This is a genomic window from Micromonospora purpureochromogenes (assembly GCF_900091515.1).
Lineage (GTDB): Bacteria > Actinomycetota > Actinomycetes > Mycobacteriales > Micromonosporaceae > Micromonospora > Micromonospora purpureochromogenes.
The window spans coordinates 3,157,095-3,171,095 of sequence record NZ_LT607410.1; the positions used below are offsets into that span (position 1 = coordinate 3,157,095).

General features: G+C 76.1%; 13 protein-coding genes and 1 riboswitch. Of the genes, 10 read left to right on the forward strand and 3 right to left on the reverse strand.

The genetic code is table 11. The features are described 5' to 3' along the window. Positions 1-282 precede the first annotated feature (282 nt). From GA0074696_RS14640 to GA0074696_RS14650, 3 genes are read left to right on the forward strand one after another with little or no spacing between them, the layout of a single operon-like run. The gene (locus tag GA0074696_RS14640; RefSeq protein ID WP_088964565.1) at positions 283-762 is read left to right on the forward strand and encodes an RrF2 family transcriptional regulator; all 480 of its coding nucleotides are present in this window, start codon (positions 283-285) and stop codon (positions 760-762) included. A gap of 28 nt (positions 763-790) precedes the next feature. Further along, positions 791-1,267 carry a cupin domain-containing protein gene (locus GA0074696_RS14645; RefSeq protein WP_088961620.1) on the forward strand — a complete coding sequence of 159 codons (477 nt, stop codon included), beginning with the start codon at positions 791-793 and terminating at the stop codon, positions 1,265-1,267. 56 nt (positions 1,268-1,323) lie between these two features. Then, positions 1,324-1,749, forward strand: coding sequence for an NUDIX hydrolase (locus GA0074696_RS14650; protein ID WP_088961621.1), 426 nt, complete (start codon positions 1,324-1,326; stop codon positions 1,747-1,749). 33 nt (positions 1,750-1,782) lie between these two features. Here the strand turns inward: GA0074696_RS14650 and GA0074696_RS14655 are convergent, their stop codons facing one another. Further along, the gene (locus GA0074696_RS14655) at positions 1,783-2,943 is read right to left on the reverse strand and encodes an FAD-dependent oxidoreductase (RefSeq protein WP_088961622.1); all 1,161 of its coding nucleotides are present in this window, start codon (positions 2,941-2,943) and stop codon (positions 1,783-1,785) included. A 67-nt stretch (positions 2,944-3,010) separates the two neighbouring features. On the opposite strand from GA0074696_RS14655, the gene GA0074696_RS14660 reads away from it, so the two are divergent. Further along, the gene (locus GA0074696_RS14660) at positions 3,011-3,640 is read left to right on the forward strand and encodes a TetR/AcrR family transcriptional regulator (protein WP_088961623.1); all 630 of its coding nucleotides are present in this window, start codon (positions 3,011-3,013) and stop codon (positions 3,638-3,640) included. 134 nt (positions 3,641-3,774) lie between these two features. Here the strand turns inward: GA0074696_RS14660 and GA0074696_RS14665 are convergent, their stop codons facing one another. Next, positions 3,775-4,713, reverse strand: coding sequence for an AraC family transcriptional regulator (locus GA0074696_RS14665; protein ID WP_088961624.1), 939 nt, complete (start codon positions 4,711-4,713; stop codon positions 3,775-3,777). Between the two features lie 218 nt (positions 4,714-4,931). Here GA0074696_RS14665 and GA0074696_RS14670 point away from each other — a divergent pair, with 218 nt between their 5' ends. The 4 genes from GA0074696_RS14670 (at position 4,932) to GA0074696_RS14685 (ending at position 8,769) form a co-directional block, all read left to right on the forward strand. Then, positions 4,932-6,056: an FUSC family protein gene (locus tag GA0074696_RS14670; protein WP_088961625.1), complete on the forward strand. Its 1,125-nt coding sequence runs from the start codon at positions 4,932-4,934 to the stop codon at positions 6,054-6,056. Positions 6,057-6,152: 96 nt separating this feature from the next. Then, positions 6,153-7,364 (forward strand): MFS transporter, encoded by a 1,212-nt coding sequence (locus tag GA0074696_RS14675; protein WP_088961626.1) that lies wholly within the window; start codon positions 6,153-6,155, stop codon positions 7,362-7,364. Between the two features lie 80 nt (positions 7,365-7,444). Next, complete coding sequence (locus GA0074696_RS14680; protein ID WP_088961627.1) at positions 7,445-8,341, forward strand: aldo/keto reductase; 897 nt, start codon at positions 7,445-7,447, stop codon at positions 8,339-8,341. A 92-nt stretch (positions 8,342-8,433) separates the two neighbouring features. Further along, complete coding sequence (locus tag GA0074696_RS14685; protein ID WP_088964566.1) at positions 8,434-8,769, forward strand: hypothetical protein; 336 nt, start codon at positions 8,434-8,436, stop codon at positions 8,767-8,769. A 4-nt stretch (positions 8,770-8,773) separates the two neighbouring features. On the opposite strand, the gene GA0074696_RS14690 is transcribed toward GA0074696_RS14685, so the two are convergent. Beyond that, positions 8,774-9,403, reverse strand: a complete 630-nt coding sequence (locus GA0074696_RS14690) for an MBL fold metallo-hydrolase (protein WP_231925381.1) — start codon at positions 9,401-9,403, stop codon at positions 8,774-8,776. Positions 9,404-9,804: 401 nt separating this feature from the next. Next, a riboswitch (cobalamin riboswitch) is annotated at positions 9,805-9,981 on the forward strand. A 25-nt stretch (positions 9,982-10,006) separates the two neighbouring features. On the opposite strand from GA0074696_RS14690, the gene GA0074696_RS30790 reads away from it, so the two are divergent. After that, positions 10,007-10,159 (forward strand): hypothetical protein, encoded by a 153-nt coding sequence (locus tag GA0074696_RS30790; RefSeq protein WP_157745936.1) that lies wholly within the window; start codon positions 10,007-10,009, stop codon positions 10,157-10,159. Positions 10,160-10,296: 137 nt separating this feature from the next. Further along, positions 10,297-13,986 (forward strand): cobaltochelatase subunit CobN, encoded by a 3,690-nt coding sequence (cobN, locus tag GA0074696_RS14695; RefSeq protein WP_088961629.1) that lies wholly within the window; start codon positions 10,297-10,299, stop codon positions 13,984-13,986. The last annotated feature ends 15 nt before the right edge of the window (positions 13,987-14,001 follow it).

Below are 14,001 nucleotides of genomic sequence, written 5' to 3' on the forward strand. Positions count from 1 at the left end.
CGCAGTCAGCGATCAGTCACAACCGTGTCACCGATCTTACCGGCCCGTTCTCCCTTTCGGCTGACGCCATAAATGGGCGCGATCGATAGTCTGAAGGGTTGGCCGGACGCAATTTCGGCTCTCCACCTCGGGGAGGGCGGTGAGGGAATTCGGCCAGGGTGGACGGTGCTCCTCGACCCGCCGCCGCCGGGCGACGGGCCGACCGGCGGGCCGGAATCGGCGCCCGGCAGTGCGGAACGCTTGCCGAGCAGATCCTGGATATATAGTATCCAGAATATGAAGATGGCCGAGGGCGTCGAGTGGGCGCTGCACAGCTGCCTCAACATGACCTGGTTGGAGCCGGGGCGTGCGGTGTCGGCCGCCCGCCTGGCCGCCTTCTACGGGCTACCCACGGCGTACCTCAACAAGCAGTTGCAGGCCCTGGTGCGGGCCGGGATTCTCCGGTCCGTCTCCGGCCCGCGCGGCGGGTTCCGATTGGCCCGCGCCCCCGAGGAGATCACCCTGCTCGACGTGGTGACCGCCATCGAGGGGGCGGAGGAGGCCTTCCGCTGCGCGCAGATCCTCCGCCAGGGGCCGGGAGGTCGCGCCGACGTCGACTACCGGCAGGCCTGCCTGATCTCCCAGGCGATGCGCCGCGCCGACCTGGCCTGGCGGCGGGAGCTGGCCGGGCAGACCCTCGCGCAGCTGCGAAAGGCGGTCGGCGACCGCTACCCGGACACCCCGCGGAACACCCGTGAGCGCCTCGTCGCGCCCCCGTCCTGACCACCGTCCCCATCAGAAGGCGAGCACCATGACCGACGCACCACTGCATGTCCGTGCCGACGACGCCACCGTCCTCGCCGACGGCCCGACCAGCCTGATCACCCTGCTCGGCGACGCCGGCGAGACCGGCGGCGCGCTCACCGCCAACCGGGCCACCCTGCACACCGGCTCGCCCGGCGCCCCACCGCACCTGCACACCCGCGCCGCCGAGACGTTCTTCGTCCTCGACGGGGTCCTGGACGTGCTGGTCGCCGACGAGATCCGCACCCTGCGCCGCGGCGACTTCCTGCTCGTTCCCGCGCACACCCCGCACGCCTTCGCCCCGGCCCGCGGCGAGTCCGCCGACGTGCTGGTGGTCTTCACCCCCGGCATCGACCGGTTCGACTACTACCGGCTCCTCGAGCGGGTGTACCGGGGCGAGGCCGACCCGGCCGAGATCGCCGCCAGCGGACAGCGCTACGACAACCACTACGTCGACAGTCCGCTGTGGCGCGGCCGCCCCTGACCGCGCCGCCCGCCGCGCCCGGCCGCTGTGGCGGGCCCGGCGACTAGGCCGACCGGATGCGTCTCCTCGCCTGCGTGCTGCTCGTCGACCCGGCCGGCCGGCTGCTGTTGCAGCTCCGCGACGAACACGCCCCGAACCATCCCGACGTCTGGGGGTTGCCGGGCGGGCACGGGGAGCCGGGGGAGACGGCCGCGGCGACCGCGAGCCGCGAGCTGTACGAGGAGACCGGGCTGCGCCCCGACGGCGAGCTGCGGCTCTTCGCCAGCCAGGAGCTGCCGGAGCTGGACCGGGTGAAGCACTACTTCTGGGCCGCCACCCGGGCTCGGCAGGAGGACGTGGTGCTCGGCGAGGGCGCGGCGATGCTCTTCGTCCCGCCCGGCGAGGTGCTCGACGGCCGCCCGTACACCCCCGGCACCGTCGAGGTGCTGACCCGCTTCCTGGCCTCGCCCGAGTACGCCGGCCTGGCCGCCGCCGGCTGCTGACCGCCGAATCCGGTGAGGCCGGGGCCGGTCTGCTCAGTCGCGTGGCGGGTGCCAGTCGGCGTACCGGGCCGCCTGGCGCAGCGCGACGCGGGACGGGGTGAGCCGGATCAGGGTGTCGCGGAGCGTGACCGCCGCCGGGTGGCGCAGCTGCTGGCCGAAGCGGCCGGCGCGGGCCGAGGCCCGGGCCACCGCCTGGCTGCGCGGGCGGCGCTCCCGGTCGTAGCGGGCGAGCGCGGCGTCGACGTGTGCCGGCCCGCCGGCGCAGGCCGCGCCGAGCGTGACCGCGTCCTCGATCGCCTGGCAGGCGCCCTGACCGAGGTACGGGGTCATCGCGTGCGCCGCGTCGCCCAGCAGCGCCACCCGGCCGCGCACGTAGGACGGCAGTGGGGTGCCCAGGTGGTGCAGGTCGTGCCGCAGCACCTGCTCGGGCCGGGTGGCGGCGAGCAGCGCCGGAACCGGGTCGTGCCAGTCGCCGAAGCGCTCCCGCACGGCGGCCAGCTCGTCGGGGGCCCGCCCGCCGGGTGGGGCGGTCACCGCGGCGTACCAGTAGACCTGGTCGGCGCCGAGCGGGACCATGCCGAACTCGGCGCCCGGGCCCCAGCTCACCGCGGTCGGCAGCGAGCCGTCCCAGCGGATCGCCGCCCGCCACGCCGTCGCCCCGACGTACGTGGGCCCGGGGTGCTCCGGCCAGAGCCGGGAACGGACGGCCGAGCGCAGCCCGTCGGCGCCCACCACCAGGTCGGCGGCGAGTTCGGCGGGCTCCCCGCGCCAGCGGTGCTGCACCCGGGCGCCGTCCGGACCGGTCGTCACGTCGACCACCTCGGCGTCGGTGCGCAGCGCGGCCGCCGGCAGGGCGTCGCGCAGCACGCCGTGCAGCCTGCCCCGGTGGACGCCGAGCGCGGCGGTGCCGAGCTGCCGGGTCAGGTCGGCGCCGTCCACCCGGGACAGCCAGCGTCCGCTCCGGGTGCGCAGCCCGCCGGGGGCCTCGGTCCGGCCGTGCGCGCGGACGGCCTCGCCGACGCCGAGCGCGTCCAGTCCCCGCAGCGCGTTGGACATCAGGGTCAGCCCGGCTCCCACCTCGCCCAGTTCCGGCGCGCGTTCGAGCACGGTCACCCGCCAGCCCGCCCGGTGCAGGGCGAGGGCGGCGGCCAGGCCACCGATCCCGCCGCCGACCACCACCGCGTGTCCGTCCATCCCGGCCGCCTTTCTACAACTGTAGAAGTTAATACTACAGCTGTAGAACACCGACGAGGAGGCCCGGATGAACGGTCGGTCCGCGCGGGTGGCGGCGTTGGCCGACGCGGCGATCGCGCTGCTCGCCGAGGGCGGGATGCGCGCGTTGACCCACCGCGCCGTCGACGCCCGGGCCGGGGTGCCGGTCGGCACCACGTCGGCGTACCTGCGGACCCGGCAGGCGCTGATCGAGGCGGTGGTCCGCCGCCTGGCCGACCTGGACCGCGCCGACCTGGCCGACCGGGAGCTGCCCACCGACGCGCCACCCCCCGGGCCGCCGCCGCGGCTCACCCCGGCCGACCTCGACCACCTCGCGGTGGCCACGGCGCAGGTGCTGGACCGTTGGCTCACCGTCGGGCGGGACCGTAGCCTGGCCCGCTACGCCTGCCTGCTGGAGGCCGTGCACCGACCCGAGTTGCGGCCGATCCTGGCGCACGGCACCGTGCTGCGCGAGCAGGCCCGGGCGCTGCTGGCGGGGGCCGGTGCGCCGGACCCACGGCGGCAGGGCGACCAGTTCGTCGCCTTCGTCGACGGGTTGCTCTTCGACCGCCTCGTCGGCGCCGGCGCGCTCAGCGCGCCGCCGCCCGGCAGCCCGGAGAGCCGCGAGGACCTGCGCGCCGCCGTCCGCGCCCTGCTCCGCGCCTTCACCGGCTCCTGACCTGTCCCACCGGCCGGGTGTCCGGCTCTGGGCAGGCCATGATCGCCTGACGGTCGGCCGAGAATCGGCCGGCGATGCCGCGTCCGGCGCGCCGGTGTCCCGACCAGTGGAGCGAGGGCCGGCGGTGAGTCCGGTCAGGCGACCGGGGTGCGGGTGCGGTGGTCGCGGGGGCTGATGCCGCGTACCCGGCGGAAGGCGGTGCTCAGCGCGAACGGGCTGCCGTAGCCCACCCGGCGGGCGACCGCGCCGAGGGTGGCGTCCGGTTCGCGCAGCAGGTCCGCCGCGAGGCTCAGCCGCCAGCCGGTCAGGTAGGCCATCGGCGGCTCACCGACCAGCTCGGTGAAGCGGCGGGCCAGCGCGGCCCGGGACACCCCGACCTCGGCGGCCAGCGCCGCCACCGTCCAGGGGCGCGCCGGATCGTCGCGCAGCAGGCGCAGGGCCGGTCCGACCACCGGGTCGGCCGCCGCCGCGTACCACGAGGGGGTGGCGCCGGGCCGGTCGAACCAGGTCCGCAGCACGGCGATCAGCAGCAGGTCGAGCAGCCGGTCGAGGACGGCCTCCTGGCCGGGGGAGTCCCGCACCACCTCGTCGGCGAGCAGCCCGACCAGCGGGCTGCGCCACTCGTCGGCCCGGACCACCAGCAGCGCGGGCAGCGCGGCGAGCAGCCGCCGGTTGACCTCGCCCGGCAACTGGTACGTCCCGGTCAGCAGCACCGTGCGGCCCGGCGTGCCGGTGCCCCAGGTGCGTACCCCCGCCGCCGGGGTGGTGGTCAACGGCTCGCCGCGCAGGGTGGTGCACCGCTGGCCGGGGTGGATGACCACCTGCGGCGCGGTGGCCGGGTCGTCGGCGACGGTGTACGCGTCCGGGCCGCGCAGCACCGCCACGTCCCCGGGGTGCAGCAGCTCGGCTGCGCTGCCGTCGGGCACCACCCAGGTGGTGCCGCGCACCACGGCCACCACGGTCAGCGGCGCGCGATCCTCGATCCGCAGCGCGAACGGCGGGTCCAGCAGCGAGCGGAGCAGGAACGCCCCCCGGGCGCGGGGGCCGTCGAGCAGACCGGTCAGCAGATCCACGCTGGCGAGCGTAGACGCCCGCGTATGCCCGCACTACGGCGAACAATTCAGCGTCTCACCGCCGATCGGTCGACCGGCGTGCTCGGCCGCACCGGCCGGACCGGTCGACGGGCCGCCGCGCGACTTCCGGGCGTACGCGGGGTCAGGCGGCCGGGGCCTGGCGGCCATGACCCGCCGGCCCGGCTACGGTGGGGCCCGAACGGGGCGAGGAGGCGGCGATGGTCCGGTGGGGCTGGTTCCGGGAAGCCGCCGGGCGGCTGCGGCAGGGCTGGCTGCCGGTGGTCGAGACGACCCTGGCCGCGACGGTGGCGTGGATCCTGGCCACCCGGCTGGTCGGCCACCCGCAGCCGTTCTTCGCCCCCGCCGCCGCGCTGATCGTGCTCGGCCAGGCCCGGGGCCAGCGGGTCCGCCGGGCGGTCGAGGTGCTGCTCGGGGTCGCCGCCGGCGTCCTCGTCGCCGACCTGGTGGTGCAGGCGCTCGGGCCGCGCACCAGCTGGACGGTGTTCACGGTCATCCTGCTCACCATCGCGCTCGCCGTGGCGGTCGGGGCGAGCACGGTCGCCGTGGTGCAGGCCGCGGTCTCCGCGCTCTACCTGGTGGTGGTCTCGCCACCGACCGAGTCGCTGGTGCCGTTCCGGTTCGTCGACGCGCTCATCGGCGGCGGGGTGGCGGTGGTGGCCAGCCAGCTGATCGACGTCCGACGGCCGCTCGCGCCGCTGGTCGCCGAGTTCCGCCGCACCTACGAGGGGATGGCCGAGGTGCTGGACGAGGTCGCCGCGGCCCTCGACGCCCGGGACGAGCCCGCCGCGCTGGCCGCGCTGGACCGGGCCCGCCAGCTCGACGCGACGGTCGAGCGGCTGCGCACGGCGGTGCTCGCCGCCGGGGAGGCGGTCCGGCTCAACGTCCGGCGACGGCGGCACATCGGCCGGCTGCGCACCGTCGACGCCACGGTCGGCCAGCTCGACTACGCGGTCCGCAACGTGCGGGTTCTCGCCCGGGCCGGCGTGACGTTCAACCGGCTGCCCACCCCGGTGCCGCCCGAACTGGGCGCGGCCCTGCGGGACCTGGCCGAGGCGGTCCGGGCGGCGGGGGAGGCGCTCGCCGCCGACCTCGACGGCGCGGAGGAGGCCGGCGACCGGCACGCCGCCCGCGCCGAGGCCGCCGCCCTGGCCGCGGTACGCGGCGCCGGGCGGCTCTTCACCCCCGGCCAGACCCTGCCGCTGGCGATGATCGTCGGGCAGGTCCGAGCCACCGCCATCGACCTGCTGCGGGGCGTACGGGCCGACGACGACGCGGCGGTGCTGGCCCGGGTCGACGAGGCGCTCGGGCTGCCCGCGCTCTGACCAGCATGTGGTAAGGAGCGCATCTGGCTTGTGGTCGTGACCAAACCGGTGTGTGATCGACGGCGAGACGCCGTACCACCGGAAGGACCGCCCGCCGTGAGCCCACTCGTCACCGCGCCGAGCCCCGCCGTACCCCGGCAGGTGCTGGCCGCCCGCACCGGCGTCGCGGTGGTCTTCGCCCTCAACGGCCTCGCCGTGGCGTCCTGGTTCTCCCGGGTCCCCGCGGTCCGCGACTCGCTCGGGCTCAGCGCCGGCCGGCTCGGCCTGCTGCTGCTGGCCATGTCCGGGGGCGCGGTGCTCGCCCTGACCACCGCCGGGCTGGTCACCCAGCGCCTCGGCGCGGCCCGCACGGTGGTGGCGTCGACCGTGCTGGTGGCGGTCGGGATGGCCGGCGTCGGGGTGGCCGCGGGGGTGGCCGGCTCGCTGCCCGGCGTGGCGGTGGCCCTGTTCGCCCTCGGCTACGGCTCCGGCACCTGTGACGTGGCGATGAACGTCGAGGGCGCCGCCGTCGAGAAGCGGCTGGGGCGCACCATCCTGCCGCGCTTCCACGCCGCCTGGAGCCTCGGCTCGGTGGCCGGCGCCGGCATCGGCGCGGTGGCCGCCCGCGTCGGGGTGCCGATCGGCGCGCACCTGGCGGTGCTGGCGGCGGTGGTGCTCGGCGGCACGATCCTCGGCGCCCGGGCCTTCCTGCCCGCCCAGCCGGCGCCGGACACCGCCGCCACCCGGCGCGGTGGCCTGCTCGCCGCCTGGCGGGAGCCGCGCACCCTGCTGCTCGGCCTGCTGGTGCTGGTGATGGCGTTCGCCGAGGGCAGCGCGAACGACTGGCTCGCGGTCGCCTTCGTCGACGGGTACGGCACGAGCGAGGCCGTCGGCGCCGCCGTCTTCGGGGTCTTCGTCACCGGCATGACGATCGGGCGGACCGCCGGCACCGTCGCCCTCGACCGCTGGGGGCGGGTGCCCGTCCTGTTCGCCACCATCCTGCTCGCCGCCTTCGGCGCGGCGGTGGCGGTGCTGGCCGGCTCGGGGCCGGTCGCGATCGCCGGGGTGGCGCTCTGGGGACTCGGCGCCTCGCTGGGCTTCCCGGTGGGGATGAGCGCCGCCGCGGACGACGAGCACCGGGCGCCGGCGCGGGTCAGCGTGGTGGCGGTGCTGGGCTACACGTCGTTCCTGGCCGGGCCGCCCCTGCTCGGCCTGCTCGGCGACCGGGTGGGGACGCTGCACGCGCTGCTCGTGGTGCCGCTGCTGCTGCTGCCCACCCTGGCGCTGGTGCCGGTGACCCGGCCGCCGGCGCACCCCGCCAGCACATAGAACCTAACAGCGGCCGGCCGCGCGCGGTATCGGGTGCGCGGCCGACTGCGCAGCCCAGCCGTGCTGGCTAAGGTCGCCGGATGCCTACCGAAGAGATCACCGCCGCCGCCGCGGGCGGCTGGACCCTGGGCGACCGCGTCGTCCGCCGGATGGGGTTCGGCTCGATGCGCACCACCGTCGACCCCGACCCGGGCCGCGCGGTGTGGGTGCTGCGCCGTGCCGTCGAGCTGGGCGTGAACCACATCGACACCGCCGCCTTCTACGTCTCGCCGGGCGGCACCCTGAACGTCGGCACCGGCCCCGCCCGGTACGCCACCGAGCTGATCCGCGCCGCGCTGGCCCCGTACCCGGAGGAGCTGGTGATCACCACCAAGGTCGGCTTCGGGTACGACCCGGCGACCGGCCTGCGCGAGGAGGCCACGCCGGCCGGGCTGCGCGCCCACGTCGAGGAGAACCTGCGCCGGCTGGGCCGCGACCACCTCGACGTGGTGAACCTGCGGATCGTGAAGCGCCCCGGGCGGGACTCGGTGGCGGAGTCCTTCGGCGCGTTGGCCGAGCTGCGCGACGCCGGGCTGATCCGGCACCTCGGCCTGTCCAACGTCCGCCTGGACCACCTCGACGAGGCGCAGGCCATCGCCCCGGTGGTGTGCGTGCAGAACAGCTACGCCGTCGACAACCGGGGCGACCAGGACGCGCTGCTGCGCGAGTGCGGGGCGCGCGGGGTGGCGTACGTGCCGTTCTTCGCTCTCGCCGGCGCCCGGCGGGAGGCGGGCGCGGCGGCCGAGCACACCGCCGCCGTCCACGAGATCGCGCGGGCGCACGGCGTCACCCCGCACCAGGTACGCCTCGCCTGGACCCTGCACCAGGGGCCGCACGTGCTGGCCATCCCCGGCACCGGCGACGAGGCGCACCTGACGCAGAACATCGCGGCCGGGGCGCTGCGGCTCTCCGCCGAGGAACTGGCCGCGCTCGACTGAGCGTGCCCGGTCAGCTCGCGCTCACCGGCCTCGCAGCCGACTGTCAGGTGACGGTGCTCCACTGGAGGGACGCCGAGGAGAGGAGCGGGCAGATGGGCTGGTTCAGCCGGCGGTCCCGGGCCGCCGTCCCCACCCCGACCAAGCTCGACCGGGAGGCCACCCGCGAGGACCTGGCCGCGCTGGAGGAGTTCGTGATCAGCCGGCAGGGCGTGGAGTTCTACCTGGAGCCGGAGACCACCGCCACGGACACCACGGTGGTGGCGATCGCCCACGACGGCGAGTGGATCCGCCGCCGGACCGGCTCGCCGCAGGTGGCGGCGAAGCTGGCCGGCCGGCACGCCGTGCCGCTCTACGAGGCGGCGCGGACCGGCTACCCGGAGCGGATGCGGGTCTGGAACCGGGCCCACCCGGAACGCCGGATGCGCTGACCGCTCACCCCTCGACGGCGGCGCGCGCCTCGTCGAGGGTCATCGGGTCGGCGTGGCTGGAGACGTACCAGTGGTAGCGGTCGTCGAGCAGCCGGCGCACCAGCGCCAGGTCGGGGCCGTCCCCGTCCTGGCGCAGGTGTACCGGCGGCGGGTAGAAGCAGTCGCCGAGCAGCATCACCGCCGAGTCGGGCACCAGCACCACGGTCGAGTCGGGGGCGTGCCGGCCGCCGACGTGGCGCAGCCGTACGCCGGTGGGCAGCTCCAGCTCGTCGGTGAAGGTGCGGGTGGGCGGCAGCACCGCGAAGTCGTCCCAGGAGTCCACGGCCAGGGCGCGGGCCCGGAAGCTGGGGCCGAGTCGCGGCTCGGCACGGACCTGCTCGCGCAGGTAGCGGTGACTCCACGGGCGGGCCGCCTCGGCGCGCAGCGGCGCCTCCCCGGCGACGTGGCCGACGATCTCCACACCCGGCCAGGCGCAGGCGCCCCACACATGGTCCCAGTGGTGGTGGGTGTAGACCAGCCAGCGCGGCTCCGGCAGCCCCGCCGCGGCCAGGGCGGCCCGGATCTCCCGGGCGTGGCCCGGGCTGTGCCCGGCGTCGACCAGCACCCCGCCGCGCTCGTCGGTGATCAACGCCACGCTCGGTTGGATGGTGCCCGGGTCAGGATCGCCCGGGTAGCGCCAGACCCGGCCGGCGAGGTGGTGGAACGTCGTCCCGGTGATGGCGGTGGTCCTTTCCCGATCGGGGTCGACTCTCGGTCGTCGGAGCCGATGGTAGGCGCCGGCTCCCCGGCCGGTGGCCCCGGTGCGCCGCTGACCGGCGGATACCCGCCCGCACCGTCCCCTTTGCTCTGCTGCCGCCCCGGCGACAGCGGAGCGCTCCCAGTGGTGCCTCCGGGGCAGCAGAGCAAAGCGGGTGCGGCATCGAGGTCGGACATTGCCCGAAGTGCGGGAAAGGTCGCTCATGATCGTCAGGCGTCGATGGGTCGGCCCGTCCGGCGCGAGCGGGGGCGGCGTTGACCCGGCGCCGAGGGGTGTGGCAGCATTCGCGGCCTGACGGCAGTGAAGGAAGCCGGTGCGATTCCGGCGCGGTCCCGCCACTGTCACCGGGGAGCGATCCCCCCTTGCGAGTCACGGCCGTGTTCCTGCGGTTGGAAGGCCGGGGGAGAGCGTTGATCCGGAAGCCAGGATACTTCGGCCGTCGGAGCGACCCCAGGGCGTGGACACCCGAGGAGGACCCCGATGACGCGCAGCGTCCCCACCACCGCCGACGAGCTCCGTCGTACCCGTTCCGGGCGCGCTGACGCGCCCCTGTCCGGCCGCGCTGTCGCGCCGGCCGTCGGCCCGGACACCCCGGCCGACGCCCGCGCCCCGCGTTCCGCCGTTCACCGCTGACCGCCGCACCGCGCCGCCCACCGGTCCACCGCCGGTGACCCGCCGGGCGGCCCGTCGTACCCGCTGAACCGCGCCCATCCCCTCGCCTCGCCCGACCGGCACCGCGCCGGTCCGGGCGTCACTCTCCGGAGCCGTCCGTGCGCATCCTGCTGCTCTCCACCGCCGACACCGACCTGCTCGCCGCCCGCGCCAGCGGCGCCGACTACCGGCTGGCCAACCCCGCCCGGGTCGCCGCCGACGACGTGCCGGCGCTGCTCGACGGCGTCGACCTCGCCGTCGTACGCCTGCTCGGCGGCCGGCAGGCGTGGCCGGACGGGCTGGCCGCCGTGCTCGCCTCGGGCATGCCGACGGTGGTGCTCGGCGGCGAGGCGGTGCCCGACGCGGAGCTGATGGCCGCCTCCACGGTGGCCTCCGGGGTGGCCACCCAGGCGCTGTCCTACCTGGTCGAGGGGGGTCCGGCGAACCTGGCCGAGCTGGCCCGGTTCCTCTCCGACACGGTGCTGCTCACCGGCGAGGGCTTCGACCCGCCCGCGCCGACCCCGGCGTACGGGGTGCACGGCGACCGGGCGGTGTCGACGGCGGCCGGAGCGGCCACGGCGACCCGCCCCACCGTCGGGATCGTCTTCTACCGGGCGCACGCCCTCGCCGGGAACACCGGCTTCGTCGACGTGCTCGCCGACGCGGTCGAGGCGGCCGGCGGCGACCCGCTGCCGATCTTCTGCGGCTCGCTGCGCGGGCTCACCCCCGGCGACGGGCCGCTGCCCCTCTTCGCCCGCTGCGACGCCCTGGTCGTGACGGTCCTCGCCGCCGGCGGCGCCGTCGCGGCGGACGCCTCCGGCGGGGGCGACGACGACGCCTGGGACGTCGGCGCGCTCGCCGCCCTCGACGTGCCCATCGTGCAGGCGCTCTGCCTCACCAGCACCCGGGAGCAGTGGGCCGGCAGCGACGCCGGACTGTCCCCGTTGGACGCCGCGATGCAGGTGGCCATCCCCGAGTTCGACGGGCGGATCGTCACCGTGCCGTTCTCGTTCAAACGCGTCGACGCCGACGGGCTCTCGGTCTACGCCGCCGACGCGGAGCGGGCCGCCCGGGTGGCCGGCATCGCCGTCCGCCAGGCCCGGCTGCGGCACGTGCCCAACGCCGACAAGCGCCTCGCGGTCGTGCTCAGCTCGTACCCGACCAAGCACTCGCGGGTCGGCAACGCGGTCGGCCTGGACACCCCCGCCTCGGCGGTACGACTGTTCGCCGCCCTCGCCGACGCCGGCTACCACCTCGGCGACGGGCCGGTCCCCACCGACGGGGACGCGCTGATCCACGCGCTGATCGCCGCCGGTGGGCACGACGTCGAGTGGCTCACCCCCGAGCAGCTCGCCGCCGCCGAGGCGCGGGTACCCGGGCAGACGTACCGGCGCTGGTTCGCCCGGGTGCCGGCGGCGCTGCGAGACCGGATGCGCACCCACTGGGGCGAGCCGCCCGGCGAGCTGTACGCCGACGGCGGCGACCTGGTCCTGGCCGGGCTGCGCTTCGGCAACGTGGTGCTGATGATCCAGCCGCCGCGCGGCTTCGGCGAGAACCCGATCGCCATCTACCACGACCCGGACCTGCCGCCCAGCCACCACTACCTGGCCGCGTACCGCTGGCTGGCCGCGCCGGTGGCCGACGGCGGCTTCGGCGCCGACGCGGTGGTACACCTCGGCAAGCACGGCACGCTGGAATGGCTGCCCGGCAAGGGGCTCGGGCTCGCCGCCGACTGCGCTCCCGACGCCGTCCTCGGCGACCTGCCGCTGGTCTACCCGTTCATCGTCAACGACCCCGGCGAGGGCACTCAGGCCAAGCGCCGGGCGCACGCCGTCGTCGTCGACCACCTCGTCCCGCCGATGGCCCGCGCCGAGACGTACGGCGACCTGGCCAAACTCGAACAGCTCCTGGACGAGTACGCCACCGTCCAGGCGCTCGACCCGGCCAAGGTGCCCACCGTGCGGGCGCAGATCTGGGACCTCGTCCGGGCCGCCGAGCTGCACCACGACCTGCACACCGCGGACATGCCGGCCGCCGACGACTTCGACGACTTCGTGCTGCACCTCGACGGGTACCTCTGCGAGGTCAAGGACGTCCAGATCCGCGACGGGCTGCACATCCTCGCCGAGGCGCCCACCGGCGACGCCCGGGTCAACCTCGTCCTCGCCGTGCTGCGCGCCCCCCAGGTCTGGGGCGGCACCCGCGCCCTGCCCGGGCTGCGCCAGGCGCTCGCCGCCGCGTACGGGCTGGACGAGCAGGAGCTGCTCGCCGAGCCGGGACGGCGGGTCGCCGTGCCGGAGTCGCTGACCGAGGCGGCGGACGGGCCGGCCGCCACCGCCGCCGACGCCGTCGACCTCATCGAGGCCCTGGCCCGCCGGCTGGTCGTCGGCATGGAGACCCTCGGCTGGGACGCCGACCAGGTCGACGCGGTGGTCGAGGAGGTCACCGGCCGGGCGATCGCCGACGCCGCCGACGTGCTGCGCTTCGCCGCCCGCGAGGTGGTGCCCCGGCTGGCCCGGACCACCGACGAGATCGACCGGGTGCTCGGCGCGCTCGACGGCCGGTTCGTGCCGCCCGGCCCCTCCGGCTCACCCACCCGCGGCCTGGTCAACGTGCTGCCCACCGGCCGCAACTTCTACTCCGTCGACCCCAAGGCCATCCCGTCCCGCAACGCCTGGGACGTCGGGGTGGCGCTGGCGGACTCGCTGCTCGCCCGGCACCTCGCCGACACCGGCGCGTACCCCCGCTCGGTCGGGCTCACCGTCTGGGGTACCAGCGCCATGCGTACCCAGGGCGACGACATCGCCGAGGTGCTGGCCCTGCTCGGCTGCCGGCCGCTCTGGGACGACCGGTCCCGGCGGGTCACCGGCGTCGAGGTGGTGCCGCTGGCGGAGCTGGGCCGCCCCCGGGTGGACGTCACCGTCCGCATCTCCGGCTTCTTCCGCGACGCCTTCCCGCACGTCGTGGCACTGCTCGACGACGCGGTACGCCGGGTCGCCGCCCTGGACGAGCCGGCCGGGGAGAACTTCGTCCGGGCCCACGTGCACGCCGACCTGGCCGAGCACGGCGACGAGCGGCGGGCCACCGCCCGGATCTTCGGCTCGAAGCCGGGGGCGTACGGGGCGGGGCTGCTGCCGCTGATCGACGCCCGGAACTGGCGCACCGACGCCGACCTCGCCGAGGTGTACGCCGTCTGGGGCGGCTACGCCTACGGCCGGGACCTGGACGGGCGGGAGGCGCGCGCCGACATGGAACGCTCCTTCGCCCGCATCGCCGTCGCCGTCAAGAACCAGGACACCCGCGAGCACGACATCGTGGACTCCGACGACTACTTCCAGTACCACGGCGGGATGGTGGCGATGGTCCGCCACCTCACCGGCGCCGCGCCGGCCGCGTACGTGGGCGACTCGGCGATGCCGCACGACGTACGCACCCGCACCCTCGGCGAGGAGACCCGGCGGGTGTTCCGCGCCCGGGTGGTCAACCCGAAGTGGATCGCCGCGATGCGCCGGCACGGCTACAAGGGCGCGTTCGAGCTGGCCGCCACCGTGGACTACCTGTTCGGCTACGACGCCACCGCCGGCGTGGTCGACGACTGGATGTACGAGCACCTGGCCGCCGCGTACGTCTTCGAGGAGACCACCCGGGAGTTCCTGGAGCAGTCCAACCCGTGGGCGCTGCGCGGCATCACCGAGCGGCTGCTGGAGGCCGCCGACCGGGGCCTGTGGGCCGCGCCCGAACCGGCCACCCTCGACCGGCTCCGCGAGACGTACCTGGCCAGCGAGGGCGACCTGGAGGACCGGCAGTGAGCGCGAGGAGTGAGC

Bases quoted from the DNA above. Each gene is read 5' to 3' on its own strand.
- GA0074696_RS14685 (WP_088964566.1), top strand. From the start codon at position 8,434: ATGGGCTGGTTCAGCCGGCGGTCCCGGGCCGCCGTCCCCACCCCGACC.
- GA0074696_RS14655 (WP_088961622.1), bottom strand. From the start codon at position 2,943: ATGGACGGACACGCGGTGGTGGTCGGCGGCGGGATCGGTGGCCTGGCC.
- GA0074696_RS14660 (WP_088961623.1), top strand. From the start codon at position 3,011: ATGAACGGTCGGTCCGCGCGGGTGGCGGCGTTGGCCGACGCGGCGATC.
- GA0074696_RS30790 (WP_157745936.1), top strand. From the start codon at position 10,007: ATGACGCGCAGCGTCCCCACCACCGCCGACGAGCTCCGTCGTACCCGT.
- GA0074696_RS14640 (WP_088964565.1), top strand. From the start codon at position 283: ATGGCCGAGGGCGTCGAGTGGGCGCTGCACAGCTGCCTCAACATGACC.
- GA0074696_RS14645 (WP_088961620.1), top strand. From the start codon at position 791: ATGACCGACGCACCACTGCATGTCCGTGCCGACGACGCCACCGTCCTC.
- GA0074696_RS14650 (WP_088961621.1), top strand. From the start codon at position 1,324: ATGCGTCTCCTCGCCTGCGTGCTGCTCGTCGACCCGGCCGGCCGGCTG.
- GA0074696_RS14670 (WP_088961625.1), top strand. From the start codon at position 4,932: ATGGTCCGGTGGGGCTGGTTCCGGGAAGCCGCCGGGCGGCTGCGGCAG.
- GA0074696_RS14680 (WP_088961627.1), top strand. From the start codon at position 7,445: ATGCCTACCGAAGAGATCACCGCCGCCGCCGCGGGCGGCTGGACCCTG.